This window comes from Glutamicibacter arilaitensis Re117 (assembly GCF_000197735.1).
In the GTDB taxonomy this organism is placed as follows: domain Bacteria; phylum Actinomycetota; class Actinomycetes; order Actinomycetales; family Micrococcaceae; genus Glutamicibacter; species Glutamicibacter arilaitensis.
In genome coordinates this window covers 2,300,590-2,317,696 of sequence record NC_014550.1, presented here as the reverse complement: position 1 = coordinate 2,317,696, position 17,107 = coordinate 2,300,590, and the positions used below count along the sequence as shown (strand labels likewise).

Annotated in this window: 14 protein-coding genes; 6 read left to right on the top strand and 8 right to left on the bottom strand. The window is 56.8% G+C overall.

Features of this window, described 5'->3' with window-relative positions; genetic code table 11:
* Window positions 1–306 precede the first annotated feature (306 nt).
* On the top strand, window positions 307–669 hold the full coding sequence (locus tag AARI_RS11075) for an RDD family protein (RefSeq protein ID WP_049862628.1): 363 nt from the start codon (window positions 307–309) through the stop codon (window positions 667–669).
* Window positions 670–738: 69 nt separating this feature from the next.
* Here the strand turns inward: AARI_RS11075 and AARI_RS11070 are convergent, their stop codons facing one another.
* The 4 genes from AARI_RS11070 to AARI_RS11055 form a co-directional block, all read right to left on the bottom strand.
* The gene (locus AARI_RS11070; RefSeq protein ID WP_013349375.1) at window positions 739–1,488 is read right to left on the bottom strand and encodes a DUF4191 domain-containing protein; all 750 of its coding nucleotides are present in this window, start codon (window positions 1,486–1,488) and stop codon (window positions 739–741) included.
* 170 nt (window positions 1,489–1,658) lie between these two features.
* Window positions 1,659–2,657: a lipoyl synthase gene (lipA, locus tag AARI_RS11065; protein ID WP_013349374.1), complete on the bottom strand. Its 999-nt coding sequence runs from the start codon at window positions 2,655–2,657 to the stop codon at window positions 1,659–1,661.
* A gap of 33 nt (window positions 2,658–2,690) precedes the next feature.
* On the bottom strand, window positions 2,691–3,365 hold the full coding sequence (gene lipB / locus AARI_RS11060; protein WP_257997959.1) for a lipoyl(octanoyl) transferase LipB: 675 nt from the start codon (window positions 3,363–3,365) through the stop codon (window positions 2,691–2,693).
* A 301-nt stretch (window positions 3,366–3,666) separates the two neighbouring features.
* Window positions 3,667–4,974, bottom strand: coding sequence for an ISL3-like element ISAar19 family transposase (locus tag AARI_RS11055; protein ID WP_013347368.1), 1,308 nt, complete (start codon window positions 4,972–4,974; stop codon window positions 3,667–3,669).
* A 151-nt stretch (window positions 4,975–5,125) separates the two neighbouring features.
* Between AARI_RS11055 and AARI_RS11050 the strand changes: the two genes are divergently transcribed.
* On the top strand, window positions 5,126–6,412 hold the full coding sequence (locus AARI_RS11050; protein ID WP_041648839.1) for a serine/threonine protein kinase: 1,287 nt from the start codon (window positions 5,126–5,128) through the stop codon (window positions 6,410–6,412).
* 77 nt (window positions 6,413–6,489) lie between these two features.
* On the opposite strand, the gene AARI_RS11045 is transcribed toward AARI_RS11050, so the two are convergent.
* The 4 genes from AARI_RS11045 to AARI_RS11030 all read right to left on the bottom strand — a co-directional run bounded on the left by AARI_RS11045 (window position 6,490) and on the right by AARI_RS11030 (window position 11,889).
* Window positions 6,490–6,840 (bottom strand): hypothetical protein, encoded by a 351-nt coding sequence (locus tag AARI_RS11045; RefSeq protein ID WP_013349372.1) that lies wholly within the window; start codon window positions 6,838–6,840, stop codon window positions 6,490–6,492.
* A gap of 111 nt (window positions 6,841–6,951) precedes the next feature.
* A complete protein-coding gene (gene sucB, locus AARI_RS11040) occupies window positions 6,952–8,592 on the bottom strand; it encodes a 2-oxoglutarate dehydrogenase, E2 component, dihydrolipoamide succinyltransferase (RefSeq protein WP_013349371.1) in 1,641 nt (546 codons plus the stop codon).
* Window positions 8,593–8,710: 118 nt separating this feature from the next.
* Window positions 8,711–10,090: a dihydrolipoyl dehydrogenase gene (gene lpdA / locus AARI_RS11035; protein ID WP_013349370.1), complete on the bottom strand. Its 1,380-nt coding sequence runs from the start codon at window positions 10,088–10,090 to the stop codon at window positions 8,711–8,713.
* 284 nt (window positions 10,091–10,374) lie between these two features.
* Complete coding sequence (locus tag AARI_RS11030; protein WP_013349369.1) at window positions 10,375–11,889, bottom strand: leucyl aminopeptidase; 1,515 nt, start codon at window positions 11,887–11,889, stop codon at window positions 10,375–10,377.
* A 256-nt stretch (window positions 11,890–12,145) separates the two neighbouring features.
* Between AARI_RS11030 and AARI_RS11025 the strand changes: the two genes are divergently transcribed.
* From AARI_RS11025 to AARI_RS11010, 4 genes are all read left to right on the top strand, one after another.
* Window positions 12,146–13,108, top strand: coding sequence for a proteasome assembly chaperone family protein (locus AARI_RS11025; RefSeq protein ID WP_013349368.1), 963 nt, complete (start codon window positions 12,146–12,148; stop codon window positions 13,106–13,108).
* Complete coding sequence (locus AARI_RS11020; protein ID WP_013349367.1) at window positions 13,105–14,367, top strand: MFS transporter; 1,263 nt, start codon at window positions 13,105–13,107, stop codon at window positions 14,365–14,367. The genes AARI_RS11025 and AARI_RS11020 overlap by 4 nt, the downstream gene beginning before the upstream one ends.
* 140 nt (window positions 14,368–14,507) lie before the next feature.
* Window positions 14,508–15,557 carry a DUF4192 domain-containing protein gene (locus AARI_RS11015; protein WP_162094122.1) on the top strand — a complete coding sequence of 350 codons (1,050 nt, stop codon included), beginning with the start codon at window positions 14,508–14,510 and terminating at the stop codon, window positions 15,555–15,557.
* A gap of 255 nt (window positions 15,558–15,812) precedes the next feature.
* Window positions 15,813–17,024 (top strand): RNA polymerase sigma factor, encoded by a 1,212-nt coding sequence (locus tag AARI_RS11010; protein ID WP_013349365.1) that lies wholly within the window; start codon window positions 15,813–15,815, stop codon window positions 17,022–17,024.
* The last annotated feature ends 83 nt before the right edge of the window (window positions 17,025–17,107 follow it).

Sequence of the window (17,107 nt, the reverse complement as noted above, 5' to 3'; positions counted from 1 at the left end):
ACTTGTAGCCAGAACTATCCGGCTGGTTCTCTTGCTTACGAATCAATCCTACCTACAATCCATTTCTGAATGGTGTCTCTATTGTTTCCAGCCTGTTACAAGTGGAAAATCCGGGCGTGTCGAATCGCCCTGATCTGCACTAATAGCGACCTGTAACAATGTGACTTGGTTAGTTGTTGGTTCAATCTCGTTATGACAGTGGCGCACAGGATCGCTGGATAGACTGTCCTAGTGGAAAGAAAAGACTTCAGCTCGTGGCTTGAAGGGCCGCCGCAGCACAATACGCAAGAATGGCCTGGGCAAGATATGGGGCGTCCTGAGAAGGGCCCCGGATCAATTGCCAGATTCCCTCGACGGGTTGGCGCGCTGCTCTTGGACTGGGGCCTATCGATGCTGTTGAGCTGGTGGCTGTTTGACAGCCATGATCTGGCTACATTGAGCCTATTCTGCGCAGGACAGATCATCGGAGTCGGGTTTACCGGTCACACCATCGGGCATCGAACCTTCGGACTGCAGGTCCAGGCCCTGGACGGAACAGCAATTAAGCCACTGCAGGGTTTGATTCGATCATTGCTGCTGTGCCTGGCCATACCAGCGTTCATCACCGACAAGGACCAGCGCGGACTGCATGACCGCCTGCCCAAGACCATTCTGGTGAACATCACCTAGGAATAACGCTAGAAGGCAATAAAGAAGCCGCCACGGGAATTCCCGTTGCGGCTTCTTTATTGTTCGTCTTTAGCGTCCGCGGGTTGCGCGGCGGTTTGGACGGACGCGGTTTGGATCTACACCCTTAGGGATAGGCAGACGGTTTGCGGTCAGCGTGCTCAGACGCTTGTCGACTGCACTGACTTCCAACTTCGTGATTGACTTTGGAAGCTTCTTCATCTTCTTGCCGACCTCAGCCAAGGGGGTCTGGTCTTCATCGGGACCAGCGTTGATCACGTGTACGGGAACGTTCGGCAGCACCCGGGCAATGCGCTTGCGCTCGGAAGCAGCCAGTTCGCGGACTCGCGACTTCGGCCCTTCGGTGACCAGGACAATGCCAGGGCGTCCGATGCCCAGGAATACCAGATCCTGGTGACGGTTGTAGGCAACTGGCTCCTGCTTCAGGATCCAGCCGCGACGCAGCACGCTCATGGCAGCGCCAGCAGCCCCGGGACGTCCTTCAAGCTGCGAGAACGCGGCTTTTTCGGCGCGGCGGGACATGATGAACATTGCGGCAAGCAACGCCAGTGGAATCGCGATGATCAACATCGTGATCCAGTTATTGATCAAGAAGCCGATGACCAAGCAGACAGCAATAACGGCCAAGGCGGCCAATGCCATCCACCACACGACCATAGGGTCGTTGCGGCGAGTCATCTGGAAGACCTGGCCGATTTGCTTCAGGCGGCCTGGTTCTTTGTTCTTCTTCTCAGCTTTTGGTTTACGCGAAAACAAGCCACGCTTAGGCGCGCCTGCGTCGTTGTCGGAGTTTTTGGCCATAGTGCCTTAATTCTACGCGATGAAGTTGATAGATCTAAGCCGAGCGAGGACGAACATGACTTTTTCAGTCCGATTGTCCGTTCATGCGGTGGCGAAAGGCCCCGGAGCGTGCCAATGACGTTAGTCAAAAGCTCCGGAGCCTGACGTGCTTGAAAGTTTTTCGGATCAAACTACCTGATCAGCGAGGCAGCTTCCTGGCGGGTATTGCCCGAGGATTCGATGTGTGCCAGTGCCTCAGGTATTTCGCGGCCCTTCTTGCGCATGGCTCCAGCCCACAAGCGCCCTGCGCGGTAGGAAGAACGTACCAAAGGACCGGACATGACCCCGGCGAAGCCGATTTCTTCGGCTTCCTGCTGCAGTTCCACGAACTCCTGCGGGGTGACCCAACGGTCAACTGGCAGGTGCAAGTCGGTGGGGCGCAGGTACTGGGTCAGGGTCAGCAGGTCACAACCGGCTTCGTGCAGATCGCGCATGGCCTCGGAAATTTCTTCGCGAGTTTCGCCCATACCCAAGATCAGGTTCGACTTGGTGATCAGGCCACGATTGCGGCCATGGGTGATGACATCCATGGAGCGCTGGTAGCGGAAGGCCGGACGGATGCGCTTGAAGATACGCGGCACGGTCTCCACATTGTGGGCGTAGACCTCAGGGGCCGAGTCGCAGATCGCATCCAGGTTCTCCGGCTTCCCGGTGAAGTCAGGAATCAGCAGTTCCACACCGGTGCTCGGGTTCATCTTGTGGATCTGGCGCACGGTTTCTGCGTACAGCCAGACGCCCTCATCTTCGAGGTCGTCGCGGGCCACGCCGGTAACGGTGGCGTAGCGCAGATCCATCTTCTTCACGCTCATCGCGACCTTGAAAGGCTCCGAGCGGTCAATCGGTGCTGGCTTGCCGGTGGCGATCTGGCAGAAATCGCAACGGCGGGTGCACTCGGAACCACCGATGAGGAACGATGCCTCACGGTCTTCCCAGCACTCGAAAATATTCGGGCAGCCTGCTTCTTCGCAGACGGTGTGCAGGCCTTCGGACTGCACGAGGTTCTTCAAACCTACGTATTCAGGGCCGATGTTCAACTTGGCCTTGATCCAGTCCGGCTTACGCTCCACCGGGACTGCAGCGTTTCGCTTTTCTACGCGCAGCATACGACGGCCTTCTGGTTCGACACTCATTAACAGCTCTTTCTATGGGGAGGGCGTGACTGTCTAAACGACTTGTGGGGTGAGCAGACGCTCAATTTCGGCTTGCACGCGGTCCACGACGTCTTCGGGGCGGACTGTACGGCCAAGTTCTTCAGAAATGGTGGTGACACCGGCATCGGAGATACCGCAGGGGATGATCTGGTCGTACGCAGAAAGTTCATTCGAGCAGTTCAGCGCGAAGCCATGCATGGTCACGCCGTGGTTGATGCGGATTCCGATGGCCGCAATTTTGCGGTCCTGGGCGCCATCTTTGCCAGGAACCCAGACTCCGGAGCGGCCCTTGATCTGTGTGGTGGGGATTCCCAACTCGCTGACCACGTTTATCAGTGCTTCTTCCAAAGTCTCCACGTACAGGCGGATGGCGCTGATTTTGCGTAGTTTGACGATGGGATAGCCAATCAGCTGTCCCGGTCCATGCCACGTCAGCTTTCCACCACGGTCAACATCGACCACGGGGGTTCCGTCCAGCGGGAGGTCTTCAGGTTCAGTTCTCTTGCCAGCGGTGTATACCGCTTCGTGCTCCAGGAACAGGACTTTTGGGGTTTGTGTGTCCGCGGCTACCGCATCATGCAGCTGGACTTGGTAATCCCAAGCTTCCATGTAGGGCACAAATTTTGAGCCTAGTCCGACTCGTTCGAATTCGATCGCCATGACGGTTAGCCTACGCTCTTGAACGATCGGTCGCTAATTCAGTTGCCATGCCCGCACCTGTGGATATCCAGCTTGCAATTCTTGATTTTCGGATACAACGGACACATGGATGAATCAACGAATGTTCTGGCCTGGCCCACAAGCCCCGGGCACATTACGGTCAAGCCCCTAAGTGCCAAGTCACCATGCAAAGTTTGGCTGATCCGGAGGGAAAGCGACCAGTCGTATCTAACCCTTAAACTTAGCCTAACTATCGAAAACGTTGTTTCAATGCGGCAAGAACAGATCACGCAATCGAGGAAATATGTCGTCGATTTTTACGGGCTCTTCAGGATTGAGGGTGTAAACGCCGTCTAAACCCACCGGTCTCCAACAACGACCGGGCGATATAGTGCGCCAGATTCTTGAACCCCAACGCGATACCTCGCAGATGCTCCAACCTGCCATTCAAAGCCTCGGTAGGACCATTCGAACTACCAATATGATCAAAGTACGCGAGAATGTCCGTCTTCCTCCTGCGCAGGGTGCCGCCGAGCTTTTTCAGCTCCGGCAACCCTTTCGGTACCTTCGTGCCAACTTCGTTGATCAGTTGCTCCAAGGCCCACCGTCCGACCTCGGGCTTCGGTTGCCGGTAGGCATCCACCATCTTCTGATACACGCTCCAGACCAATTGAACCGGCTCATACTCCGGCTCCTTGAACAGGTCTTCAAGCTTGGTCTTCTGCTTTTCCGTAGCCAAGGATAGTCCCGTGGTCAGCGTTCGCCTGCACTTGTAAAGCGGGTCATCCTTGCGTCCTCGACGCCCATGTTGCTCACGTTGAATCCGTTGCCGGGTCTGGTCCAGCGCCTCGGAACCTAGTTTGACTACATGGAATGGATCCAACACCTCCACCGCGTGGGGTAGCTCCTCGACGGCAGCTGTTTTGAAGCCGGTGAAACCGTCCATTGCGACGACTTCAATGCCCTGTTTCCATTGTTCTTCTTGATCAGCCAGCCAGGTTTTGAATACAGCTTTGGATCTTCCAGGGACCATGTCGATCAGTCGTGCGGTACCGGTGCCGTCACGCACCGCGGTGAGGTCCACAATCACGGTGACGTATTTGTCGCCGGTTCGGGTATGCCGCCAAACATGTTCATCGACTCCCAGCACTTTGACCCCGTCGAAGCGGGTTGGATCATCAATCAGTAAGCGTTGACCTTCAGCCAGCACAGCCTCATTGGCGGTATTCCAGGTGACGCCGAGGCCTTCGGCAATTCGGGAGACTGACAAGTGGTGGCAGACCAGTCCAACCAGCGCCCAGCGTAGCCCGGTCCTGCTGATTTTCTGGCGTGGCGCTACTGCTTGGGACAGCTCTTCACGCCAGACTCGTTGGCAATTGGCGCAACGGTAGCGGCGGTGTTTGATGACTAGGACAGTGGGACGCCAGCCCAATGGTTCGTGGGCGAGGCGGCGGGTGACGGTATCGCGTGGAATGCCTGCTGCTCCGCAGGTTTGGCACCAAGGGATCGGGTTGGTGACGTGGCAGAGGATTTCGGCTTTCGCTGCGCTCAGGTGTTGCCCGATTGCGGTCAGTCCCAAGCCGTCAAGATTGGTGAAAGTGGTGAGGTCTGGTGCGGTGAAGGTAGGATTGAGCAACGTCGAGGTCTTTCGAAAATGGCTAGTGTAGTAACTTCCATTCTTCTGGAAGACCTCGACTTTTTCGTGCTCGGCGACATGCCCGGGAATCGGGGTGTTGGTTTCAGGTGGTTACACTCTTATTCCTGAAGAGCCTTTTTACGGGACTTTAATGACGCAATTGGGCGAAGGGCTGATTATGGAATATTGCCCCGGAGGCAGCTTGGCCGAGTTGGTAGCCAACCGTAGCGCTTTTGCCCTGGGGGAGTGCGTGACCGCTCTGGCGCCCATCGCCCAAACCCTGTCGGTGATGCATGCGCAAGGCCAACGCCACGGGGATCTGTCGCCAGCCAATATCCTGCTCACGGCCAAGGGAATGCCGAAAATTATCGATTTCCAGGAATCGGCTTCGGATCAGCAGGTACTGAGTGGTTCTGGCACGCCGGGGTTCATGGCCCCTGAAATGCAGGCCGGAACACGCGAGGGGCAAACCGGCGAGCAGGACGTATTTTCCTTGGGTGCCTGCCTGTGGTTTCTGCTTTCTGGGCGCGTTCCTGAAGAAGAACTGATGCGTCCGCCAGCTAGCGTGATGTTCCCTGGACTTCCAACGATTATCCACGAATTGCTGATTGACTCATTGAATCCGGATCCACAAGCAAGGCCCACCGCGGACCAGTTTGCACGCACCCTGTTCGCCAGCTGCCCAGCAGAACCAATTCGATGGGAAGGTCATATAGCCGCCGAAGCCACACATCTGATGGAAACAATTCACCCGGCTAACGAGCAGCACGCTGCACGCAATCGCCTCAAGCACCGAAAGGATCCAGCCGCCAGTAAAGGTTCTGCGGTGAGCCACGAAGCTTGGCAAATACACCGCCTGCGAAGAACTCCCGGGGCCGTGAAATTAGCAGGGACCGGTGTCCTGGGGCTTGCAGTTATTCTTGGCAGCTTTCTAGGAGTCAACCATTTTCGGGCGGCACTAGCCACTGAAACCAGTGCCACGCCAGCGCCGGCACCCGCGGCACCGAGCTGCAGAATCGAAGATGGTGCCCAAATGCCGGCCTGTGCGCTGAATCAAGACACAGTGATCTCAGCATTCTTGGCGCTCACTGGTGAACGCGATGACGCGATGGGCAAGCTTGCAGGGGAGAAGCTCAAAGGGCTGTATGCCGAAGGTGCTGAGCAGCTGCAACGGGATCTGGAAACCATTGCACAGTTGCAGAAGATGGGACTCGGAATTGATCACTTGCGCACGAAGCTTGAAGATGTCTCAATCACCGCGCGTGGGCAAGGGGATTCGGTCATCCTTTCCGCGACCTCAACCCAGAGCGAATACCGCTATGTAGATGCTCACGGGGAAACTATCCATACGGTCCAGGCCGCGCCACCACAGCGTATCGAAGTGGAACTGGTACTAGTTCAGGAGCAATGGAAGATCGGGAAGGTATTGCGTCGTTAAATGCCAAGCGGCGGGAGTGGTAATCAAAGCTTGCTCAAAGCCTTTGAATACCACTCCCGCCGATGAAGTTCTAGGAATTAGCTCCAGAGTACGGCGATCGCGATGTTGATCAGCGCCAAGCCGCCTACTGCGTGGGCGATGCCGGTAGGAACTTCCTCGCCGTTCTTCAACTTCTTACGGCCAAGGAAGGCAGCGACCAAGATGACGATTGCAATGACGGTCTTGATGCCGATCTTCATGTGGTTTGGCGAACCGTCGCCAGCTTCGATAATGCCGACCATGGCCAGACCCGTTACCAGCTGAACGATAGCTCCGTACCACTGCCATACCGAGACAGTTGGAGTCTTGAAATTAGCTAGCCAGCCACCGAAAATAGCGGCTGCACCCAAGATATGCACGAAAATCAGTACTGAAAGAAGAATAGTCATGGAACTAGCCTAATCTATTTTCGACTGATCGTAGAAAACGCAGAATCGCCCCTGTCGAATCAACGACAGGGGCGATTATCTACCTAAGCTACGAAAGCAAAAGCTGGTTCTTTACAGTCCCAGTTCGCCTTCGAAAGCGCCACCCTCAAGGCGAGCCTTGACGGTCTGCAGGAAGCGACCTGCATCGGCGCCATCAACCAGACGGTGATCGTAGGTCAGGCACAGGTACATCATGTGGCGGATGGCAATCGAATCATTGCCCTCTGCATCGGTAACGACCATTGGACGCTTCACGATCGCACCGGTGCCCAGAATTGCGACCTGTGGCTGGTTGATGATCGGGGTATCGAACAGTGCGCCAACCGAACCGATGTTGGTGATCGAGAAGGTGCCACCGGACAGCTCGTCTGGACCAATTTTGTTGGTACGGGTGCGGTTTGCCACGTCAGCAATGCGCGAAGCCATGCCAGCCAGGTTCAGATCGCCAGCGTTCGATACAACAGGAACCAGCAGGCCCTTGTCGGTATCGACTGCAAATGCCAGGTGCTCGGCATTGTGGTAAGTGATCTTCTGGGTCTCTTCGTTGTACTCAGCGTTCAACTTAGGGTGTGCCTTCAGGCCTTCGGCAACAGCCTTGGCGATGAATGGCAGGTATGTCAGGTTCACACCGTTGGTGGCCTTGAAGTTGGCCTTGGCCGAAGCGCGCAGCTTCACGATACGGGTCATATCGATCTCGTGGACCTGGGTCAGCTGAGTCGAAACGTCCAGCGACTCGCGCATGCGGCGAGCGATAACCTGGCGGATACGTGGAGCCTTTTCCTCGGTGCCGCGCAGCGAGGAAACCTCAACGGAAGGAGCAGCTGGCTTGGCAGCAGCAGGAGCAGCAGTCGGCGCAGAAGTTTCCTGAGCAGCTACAGCGTCCAGAACATCCTGCTTGCGGATGCGACCGCCAACGCCGGTACCCTTCACCGAAGCGATATCGATGTTGTTCTGGTTAGCCAAGCGGCGTACCAGTGGGGTGACGTAGCCGGACTCGTTGTTCGCTTCAGAGGCTGGAGCGGCTGGAGCGGCAGGAGCTTCTGCCTTAGCTGGAGCTGGAGCAGCAGCTGGTGCTTCTTCCTTGGCTGGCGCTGCGTTAGCGGAACCGATTACAGCAAGAACGGCGCCAACTTCAGCGGTCTCGTCTTCTGGAACGCGGATTTCCAGCAAGGTACCAGCAACTGGGGAAGGAACTTCGGTGTCAACCTTGTCGGTCGAAACCTCAAGCAGTGGCTCGTCGACGGAAACTTCTTCGCCAACTTCCTTCAACCAACGGGTGACGGTACCTTCGGTAACCGACTCGCCCAGAGCTGGAAGGGTAACTTCGGTGCCCGATGCAGCGCCGTCAGCCGGTGCGGCAGCAGGAGCTTCTTCAGCAGCTGGAGCAGCAGGAGCTTCCTCAGCAGCCGGAGCAGCAGGTGCCTCTTCAGCAGCCGGTGCTTCTTCAGCAGCTGGTGCGGACTCGCCGGAGCCGGAACCGTCGCCAATGCGAACCAGAGGGGCGCCAACTTCTGCGTCCTCGTCTTCTGCTACGAAGATTTCCTCAATGATGCCAGCAACCGGCGAAGGAACTTCAGTGTCTACCTTGTCAGTGGATACTTCCACCAACGGCTCGTCTACCTCTACACGGTCGCCGACCTGCTTCAGCCAGCGGGTTACCGTACCTTCGGTAACGCTTTCACCCAGTGCGGGTAGGTTTACGGTTTCAGACATCGTCCCGTATCTCCTTGTTTTATAAAGCTTGAAAAATGGTGGGAGGCGTTGCCTCCGAGCCTAGTGCATCCAGGCAGCGCGTAGTCAGAACGCGCTGCCTGGATGTACTAAAACATGATTAACCGTGCAACGGTGCGCCGGCCAGAGCCATCGCGGCCTCGCCGATCGATTCGTTCTGGGTTGGGTGTGCGTGGATCAGCTGCGATACGTCCTCTGGGTATGCTTCCCAGTTAACGATCAGCTGTGCTTCACCGATCTGCTCACCAATGCGGCCGCCGATGCCGTGAACGCCAACGATTGGGCCGTTCTTGACGCGAACCATCTTGATGATGCCGCTGGTGCCCAGGATCGAGGACTTGCCGTTACCAGCCAAGTTGTACTCGGTGGTTTCGATCTGGTCAGCACCGAACTTCTCCTTGGCCTTTGGCTCGGAGTAGCCCACCGAAGCGATCTCTGGCTCGCAGAAGGTCACCTTCGGGATGTTGATGTCCTCAACGATGGTTGGCTTCAGACCGTGGATTTCCTCAGCTACGAAGCGACCGTGCTGGTAACCGCGGTGTGCAAGCTGTACGCCTGGGACGATGTCGCCAATTGCGTAGATGTTGCCAACGCCGGTGTGCAGACGCTCGTTGGTGATAACGAAGCCGCGATCGATGGTGATGCCCTGCTCCTCGAAGCCAAGACCCTCGGTGACCGGACCGCGGCCTACTGCAACCAAGACGATCTCTGCTTCCAGAACCTTGCCATCAGCCAGCGAGACCTTGGCGCCGTTGGCATCCTGCTCGACCTTTTCGAAGAAGACACCGGTGTTGAACTTGATGCCGCGCTTCTTGAAAGCACGCTCCAGGTTCTTGATGATGGCTGGATCTTCGTTTGGAACCAGCGAAGGCAGGCCCTCAACGATGGTGACGTCGACGCCGAAGGACTTCCATACGGAAGCGAATTCGACACCAATCACGCCGCCGCCAAGAACGATAGCGCTCTTAGGCAGGTCTTCCATGTTCAGTGCTTCGGTGCTGGTCAATACGCGGCCGCCGATTTCCAGACCCATGGTCTTGGAAGTGGAGCCGGTAGCCAAGATGATGTACTTGCCCTTGTAGACGGTGCCATCGACATCGATGGAGTCCTGGGAAACCAGTCGGCCGTTACCGGTGATAACGTTGACCTTCTTCATCTTCAGCAAGCCCTGCAGGCCCTTGTACTTTCCAGCAACGATGCCTTCCTTGTACTTGCGAACGCCAGCCAGGTCGATCGACTCCAGCGAGGAGTTGATGCCGTACTTGGCACCCTCGCGAGCGTTCTCGGCCAGCTCTGCTGCGTGCAGGTAAGCCTTGGTTGGGATGCAGCCGGTGTGCAGGCAAGTGCCGCCCAGCTTTTCCTTCTCGATCAATCCAACGGTGTAGCCCAGCTGGATGGCGCGCAAGGCTGCCGAGTATCCAGCGGATCCGCCGCCGAGGATGAGGACATCAAATTCTTGCGTTGCTGCCGAATCGGCCACGTGAACGCTCCCTCGTATTCGCTTAGTGAGGCCGGCTTAGGCCGACCAGGGGATCGGGTGTGGACCTTTGAGGAGCGTGACACAAGCGGGCGCGCACCTTTGATCCACGGTGATGTTTCAAAACTTACCTTAGTACCGTCTGCCGGTTACAGTCACCTTCGCGGCAGTAAAAGTCAGGTATGTCTCTTATTTTAAACCGCATCCCGGCATCGAACTGGTGAATTAGCCGATGCCGGGATGAGTTTGGCGACACAAAGGCGGTAATCGCCTTTGCAACTATTTTGCTACTTGGCGGCAGCTAGATGCTCTGCGTAGGCAACCAGGGTACGTACCTGGGAGCCGGTGCCATTCTTCGGGGTGTAGCCCCAAGCGCTGCCTTCATTGAACGCCGGGCCGGCAAAGTCAATGTGAGCCCAAGGGATCTTCTTGCCATCGACTTCACCGACGAACTCCTCAAGGAATACGGCAGCGGTCATCATGCCGCCCATGCGCTCGCCAATGTTGGCCAAGTCGGCAACCTGCGACTCGATGGACGGACGCAGCTCTTCAGGCAGCGGCATGGCCCAAGCCAGTTCGCCGACCTTATCCGATACGGCAACCAGATCATTGGTGACCTGCTTGTCACCCATGACACCGGCGGTGCGCAGGCCCAAGGCCAGCATCTGTGCGCCAGTCAGGGTAGCAATGTCGATCATGACATCCGGCTTTTCCAGGCTGGCAGCGGCCAGGCCATCGGCCATGACCAAACGGCCCTCGGCATCGGTGTTCAGAACTTCAACGGTCTTGCCGCCGAACATGGTGAGCACATCGCCCGGACGGGTCGAAGCACCGCCTGGCATGTTCTCGGCCAGGCACAGCCATGCGGTGACCTTGACGTTCAGGCCAAGCTCGGAGACAGCGGCGATGGTCTGGAAGACCGCGGCAGCTCCAGACATGTCGGACTTCATGGCGTGCATGCCTGCGGCAGGCTTCAGCGAGGTGCCGCCGGTATCGAAGGTGATGCCCTTGCCGATCAAGGCAATGTGCTTGGCGGCCTTCGACGGCGCATATTCGACCTTGACCATGCGAGGCTGGCGTGCCGAACCGCCGCCAACACCGATCAGGCCCCCGAAGCCTTCCTTGGCCAGACGCTTCTCATCGAAGATGGTGACCTTCAGCGGAAGCGACTTGGAGTAGTCCTTGACAGCTGCGGCGAAGGATTCTGGGTACAGCACGTTCGCAGGAGCATTGATCAGGTCGCGGGTTCCGCGAACTGCACGGCCCAGGACTGCAGCGCGCTTGAGCACTGCTGGCAGGTCCTTGGAGGTTGCGACCGCGGTAACGATCTGAGCTTCGGCCAGAACTGGCTTCTCGCTCTTCTTCGAGCGGTGATTCTCATAGCGGTAGCTGCCCAGCGCGATGCCTTCAGCAATAGCTGCCACACGCTCTACGGTGTCGGCAGGCAAGGCGAAAATGGCGCTCTTGGCGTTGCTCAGCTGGCGGGCAGCCGAACCGGCGGCGCGGCGCAGCTGCTCTTCGCTGAGCTCTGCCAGCTCCTTGACGCCCAGGCCGATGAAGTGCAGGACCTTGGCCTTGGCGCCGTCCACTCCTGGCAGCACGGTCACTTCGTCAGCTTTGCCGGCCACCCCGAGAGCAGACAGCGACTGCTCCAGGGACGTGGTGGTTTCGGCGGTGAAAGGGGATGCCGCGATGGACAGGCTCTCGCCGTTCTTCAGAACGCCCAGGATGAGGGCGTCCGCGCTCTTGCGCTTGATATCGGTGCCAATGGCGCTCAAAGTGAGATCACTGGAGTTGATCACAAAATCATTCCTTCTATGCCTTTGTAGGGTCTAAGGTCGCGGCAGCCCCAATGGTTTTCCGGAACAGATCATCCGGGCGGGCTGCGCGCCTCCTACCCCCTAGGTTATCTGAGGTTTTGCGTCATCGTGTGTCACTTCACAGCGAGCGAAAGCCAAGTGGCGATATGATAGACCACTGGTCTGTACTTGAAGTGCAGTAATTAGTTACTGGTTGTTGGTTCCGGTTTACCGGTTCCCGCCCCTGAATGAGGAGAAAATGTCCAAGGGATCGTTGATGACACTGGTCGCAGACGACTTGGATGACTCACGCCTTCAAGGTCTTGGCATGTTCGTTTCGCTCAAGAGCATCAGCGATGCAGGGCATAACCACTCTCAGGTTTCCAACGAACTTTTCGGTCGCCTGGATTCAGAGCTTTTCGCTGTTTTTGATGCCGATGAGCTGATTGCCTACACCTCCCAGCGACCGCGAATCTCTTTCTTAGGCGATCATTTCGCCGGTTATCAGGTTCCACGTATGGAGATCTACCTGATGACCGATGAGCTGAACCGCAAGTTCTGGTTCCTCAATGGCGTTGAACCGGATCTGAAATGGGAACGGGTCATCGCAGAGCTGCTTTCTTTCATCGACGCCTTCAATGTCTCCCTCGTGGTGGGAACCGCATCTTTGCCGATGCCGGTGCCGCACACCCGTCCAGTTGGCGTAACGGCCCACGGAAACCGCAAGGATCTGATCGAGAACATCTCGACCTGGAGCCCTACGGTTGAATCACCGGCAGGATTGACGTCCTTGCTTGAACTGAGGCTCGGTGAAGCCGGCCGCGACGTGGTGGGCTATTCGATGCATACCCCGCATTACCTTGCTGAATCCGAATACCCTGCAGTTGCTGTTGCAACCTTGGAACACGTCGGCGCGGCCCTGAAACTGGCCTTGCCGACGGATAAATTGCGCGAGGCGGCCCGACTGGTCGACCAGCAGCTCGCTGAACAGCTTGAATCCAATATCGATGTCCGCCAGATGGTCGACGGATTTGAAGAACGATTTGACGCCCACGTCAAGGAACATGAGCCGCGCTCGTTGTTGCTCGATGAAGATGAACAGGTTGCAGGCGCTGAAGAATTGGGCGCCAGTGCCGAACATTTTTTGGCGGCTATTGCGAACACTGAAGATTGGCTGAAAAACGGTCATATCAAACCGTTATCGGGTGAACACGAACAGTGAGCCAGGCGCATCTGAATTCGTCGAAGTCGTGGGTGGTCTTCAGCTTTGCAATTCTTGCTTACATATCGGCGATATCGCAGCGCACTAGTTTTGGCGTCGCTGGCATCGAAGCTACCGAGCGTTTCAACGCAAGCGCGCAGATCTTAGCCAGTTTTTCCGTGGTGCAGCTGGTGGTTTACGCCGGCGCCCAAGTGCCCGTGGGTCTGCTGCTAGATAAATTCGGTCCTCGCATCCTGATTATCACTGGCGCCTTGTTTATGGCAGCTGGCCAGGCCTTCCTAGCGATCTCGGTCAACGTGCCCATGGGATTGGTTGGGCGCGTCATGGTTGGCATGGGCGATGCCATGGTTTTCGTTTCGGTGCTCAAGCTTTTGCCATTGTGGTTCTCCGGTTCACGTATTCCCGTGCTCACCCAGCTCACGGGTACCTTTGGCCAGCTCGGCCAGCTCATCAGCCTCTTTCCGTTCCACATGATCCTGCTGGGTGTTGGCTGGTCCGCGGCATTCTCGGTAATGTCCGGGTTCGCCTTTGCCACGTTCATCACCACGATCGCGTTTGTGCGTAACGGCAAGACGTGGGAGGGAATTAGTCAAGGGGAGCAGGAATCAGGCTCCCGAATTATGCGGGCTTGGAAGCAACCGGGTACCCGCTTGGGGTTCTGGACCCACTTCACCACCGCGTTCATGATCAACACCTTCATGATGACCTGGGGTTACCCCTTCCTGGTCGAAGGGCAGGGGATCGAAAGCGCGCTGGCCTCAGGCCTGATGGCTGTGTTCGTGCTCGTGTCCGTGCTGTTGGGTCCAATCCTTGGAGCATTGACCGCCAGCCGTGCCAAACAGCGTTCCAACTATGCGCTGGGTATCGTGGGAACGATCTTGGTGATGTGGGCGATTGTCTTGTGCTGGCCAGGCCAAGCGCCACTCTGGGTGCTGGTGCTGCTGATGATCACGATTGCCGCCGGCGGGCCGGCCTCGGTGATTGGCTTCGACTTCGCCCGTACCTTCAACCCGCCGCACGTCTTGGGCACAGCTACCGGTCTAGTGAACACCGGCGGTTTCATGGGCGCATTCGTCACCATCTACGTCGTCGGCTTCATTATGGACATGCTGTACAAAGCCGGCGGATCAGTTGGCGAACTCTACAATCTTCCGGCCTTCAGAATCGCGTTGTCCTTCCAGTTCGTCATGGCACTTCTGGGCATCACTTTCATGTTGATCGAGCGCCGCAAGGCGCGCCGTTTCCTAGCCGAGCAATAAGCTGAAGCAGGCCACGGCCCAGCAGGTTCTCCACAGCTCGTAGCCGCTGGCATCTTGTCGAAAGCTGCACGGTACACCGTGGAGCCATGACAACTACACCAGAACGCCAGCCCCTTTCGCTGTCCAAGTGCGAAGACATCTTGGCCTACGTGCCGCACGCCTTGGGTTTTCATCCGCAGGATTCAGCCGTGTTGATGCTGATCGACGGAGACCAACTAGAAGCGACCTTGCGCGTTGATCTTCCCAAGGAAGAAGACGGCTCCGAATGCGATTCATGGATCACTCAGGTGTTGCACCTGCTCAAACGCATGGCCCATATCCAGGGGGTGGTTCTGGTGATCTATGCGCCAGAACAACCAGTTGCAGCTTCTGCGACTCCCTACGCAAATTTTGTCTCGGAACTCGAGCAGGCGTTGAATGCTCAAAAGGTGGTGCTGCGCCATAGCTGGTGCCGGCAGGGCCAACTGGTCTGGGATTACGAGAGCGATGACTTTGCAACGCCTACTCAGGTGCGCTCCGTAGAGACGAACGAAACGCACCTGTCATTGGTCTTTGCCGGTTCGGCTCCGTTAGACGTTCCATGGGACGGAAGCGGCATTCCCGAATGGCCGCAGGCCGCCGAAATCCTGAAGATCATTTCCAATCAGCAGCACAACGTTGTCCATTGCCTCGAAGTGTGGTTGCAGACGATGGACCTCTCCCAGGCAGAAGCCCAAGAGTGGATCCACAATGATCATGACCACGCGGCGCTGCTGCTTGGCTCGTTGGACGTAAAAATTGTCCGCGACTTGCTCCCGTATCTGGCAGGTGAGGGATTCGAAGCGTCTTTGGATGTGTTGTTCGGGGTGATGCGCGGAGATCACGAGGCGGCAGCCACGCCGCTAACCAATTACCTGCTGGGCCGCGGATGGCATGCCCCGGACTGGCAACGGATTGATCGACTGTGGCTGGTGTCCAGGGACTTGCTTGGCGTGGCAAAAGGCAATTCTCGACAGGCTTTGCTGTGCATTCTTGCATGGATTGAATGGGCTCGGGGCAGGGGGACGATGGCCCTTTGCCTGCTGGGTAGAGCAGTCGAGGAAAACCCGAACTATGAGTTATCGAAGCTGCTGCAAAAGCTGATGTCGCATGGGATCATGCCGGAATGGGCGACCGACCAATTGCGGGCATGGCGCGCCAATTTCAGTTGAGCGTTAGGGGTCGGAGTGTCTCAAGTGGTGTCCTAGCGGTAATTCATGGATAATGAGATAACAGACCCGGTTAGGTTCGAATTGCCTTGATCTTGAAATCCGCGGATTTCGGGAACAAATAGGCGGGCTTGAAGCGTTGTTATCAATGTGCCAGCCCTCGGTGTTTAGTCAGTGATTAAACGCCATCGGACTTGACAGGGTCATAGTGGTGTTACCGGCAGGTGCATCCGGAACGCATCGTTAGAAAGGTTATTCGTGTCATCTTCTGAGACGAACGCTAATCGTAAAACAACCGAGGCCGAGGTCGACGTGGTTGAAGCCGAGGCAGCAGCCCCTGCAGCGAAGAAGCGCGCTACCAAGGCTAAGCCTCGGACTAAAAAGGTCGCTGCTGAAACTGCAGCGCAAGACGAATCAACCGTAGCGTCAACTGACGCCGATGACGATGCTGAACCAAGCACCGATTCGAAGGACTCGAAGTCCGAAGACGATTCAAAGGGTTTCACCCTTTCATCAGGTGATGACGACGCTCCACAGCAGCAGGTCATGGTTGCAGGTGCAACCGCTGACCCCGTCAAGGACTACCTGAAGCAGATCGGTAAGGTTGCCCTGCTGAATGCTGAGCAGGAAGTCGACTTGGCCCTGCGCATTGAAGCTGGGCTGTTCGCCACCGATAAGCTGGAGAAGGACGACGGCTCGATGGATCAGCGCTTGCGCTGGGACTACGAGCAGATCATCCACGACGGCAAGATCGCTAAGAACCACCTGTTGGAAGCTAACCTCCGCCTGGTAGTTTCGCTGGCAAAGCGCTACACCGGTCGTGGCATGCTGTTCCTGGACTTGATCCAGGAAGGCAACTTGGGCCTGATCCGTGCAGTGGAGAAGTTCGACTACACCAAGGGCTTCAAGTTCTCGACCTACGCCACCTGGTGGATCCGTCAGGCGATCACCCGCGCCATGGCTGACCAGGCACGTACCATTCGTATTCCTGTGCACATGGTTGAAGTCATCAACAAGTTGGCTCGTGTCCAGCGCCAGATGCTTCAGGATCTGGGCCGCGAACCGACTCCAGAAGAGTTGGCCAAGGAACTGGACATGACTCCGGAGAAGGTTGTCGAAGTCCAGAAGTATGGTCGTGAACCTATTTCCCTGCACACCCCTCTGGGTGAAGATGGCGATTCCGAATTCGGTGATCTCATTGAAGACTCGGAAGCAGTTGTCCCAGCTGACGCCGTTTCGTTCACCCTGTTGCAGGAACAGCTGCACTCGGTGCTCGACACGCTCTCAGAGCGTGAAGCTGGTGTTGTGGCAATGCGCTTCGGCCTGACTGATGGTCAGCCTAAGACCTTGGACGAAATCGGCAAGGTCTACGGTGTGACTCGTGAACGTATTCGTCAGATCGAGTCCAAGACGATGTCCAAGCTTCGTCACCCATCGCGATCCCAGGTGCTTCGTGATTACCTAGACTAAAGAATCTGAGAGTGTGGCCAGCGGTTCGTGAATCGAATCGCTGGCCACACTTTTTTATGCTGTTAAAACCAAAAGAAGGTGAC